Here is a 1,017-nt window from a genome sequence, read left to right as displayed (position 1 = left end):
TCCCTGAAAGATGATCAGGTTGATAGGTCTGAGGTGGAAGCGTGGTGACACGTGGAGCTGACAGATACTAATAGATCGAGGACTTAACCACATTTGATTACTCTGTCATTCTTCTTCTGCATTATCTAGTTTTGAGGGAACAAAACCTCAATCAAATAGTCTGGTGGCGATAGCGAGAAGGTCACACCCGTTCCCATACCGAACACGGAAGTTAAGCTTCTCAGCGCCGATGGTAGTTGGGGGCTCTCCCCCTGTGAGAGTAGGACGCTGCCGGGCGAAGACAGAGAGATGTCTCTTTGTCTTTTTTAATCCCTATCTGTTGGAATAATATTCCTCAGAAATTAAGGGTTGACCCGTAACACCGCTGGTGTTATGATGGTCAGGCACCTTCGAGAGCTGATGCTCGGAACAAACTTTTAGAAAAAAGTTGTTGACGAAGGCTGCCAAAAATGTTATTCTAATATAGTTGCTTTAAGAGAGCGACTGAGATTGTCCTTTGAAAACTGAACGAACAAAAACGTCAACGTTAATCTTAATTTTTTTATCAGAGCTAAATCTTACTCTTATATGGAGAGTTTGATCCTGGCTCAGGACGAACGCTGGCGGCGTGCCTAATACATGCAAGTCGAGCGGACGGATGGGAGCTTGCTCCCTGAAGTCAGCGGCGGACGGGTGAGTAACACGTGGGCAACCTGCCTGTAAGACTGGGATAACTTCGGGAAACCGGAGCTAATACCGGATAATGCATAACCTCTCATGAGGTTATGCTGAAAGATGGTTTCGGCTATCACTTACAGATGGGCCCGCGGCGCATTAGCTAGTTGGTGAGGTAACGGCTCACCAAGGCAACGATGCGTAGCCGACCTGAGAGGGTGATCGGCCACACTGGGACTGAGACACGGCCCAGACTCCTACGGGAGGCAGCAGTAGGGAATCTTCCGCAATGGACGAAAGTCTGACGGAGCAACGCCGCGTGAGTGATGAAGGTTTTCGGATCGTAAAACTCTGTTGTCAGGG

General features: G+C 48.7%; 3 rRNA genes. All 3 read left to right on the top strand.

Annotated features, from left to right (window positions below):
• Positions 1–91, top strand: a 23S ribosomal RNA gene (locus tag FZD51_RS25860); the annotation flags it as partial.
• 68 nt (positions 92–159) lie between these two features.
• Positions 160–276: ribosomal RNA gene (gene rrf / locus FZD51_RS25855) — 5S ribosomal RNA — on the top strand.
• Between the two features lie 288 nt (positions 277–564).
• Positions 565–1,017, top strand: a 16S ribosomal RNA gene (locus FZD51_RS25850); the annotation flags it as partial.

Source organism: Bacillus infantis, assembly GCF_008180445.1.
Taxonomy (GTDB): Bacteria; Bacillota; Bacilli; order Bacillales; family Cytobacillaceae; genus Bacillus_AB; species Bacillus_AB infantis_B.
Note: the sequence above shows the minus strand (reverse complement) of the source record. Positions and strands in the feature narration are given on the sequence as shown.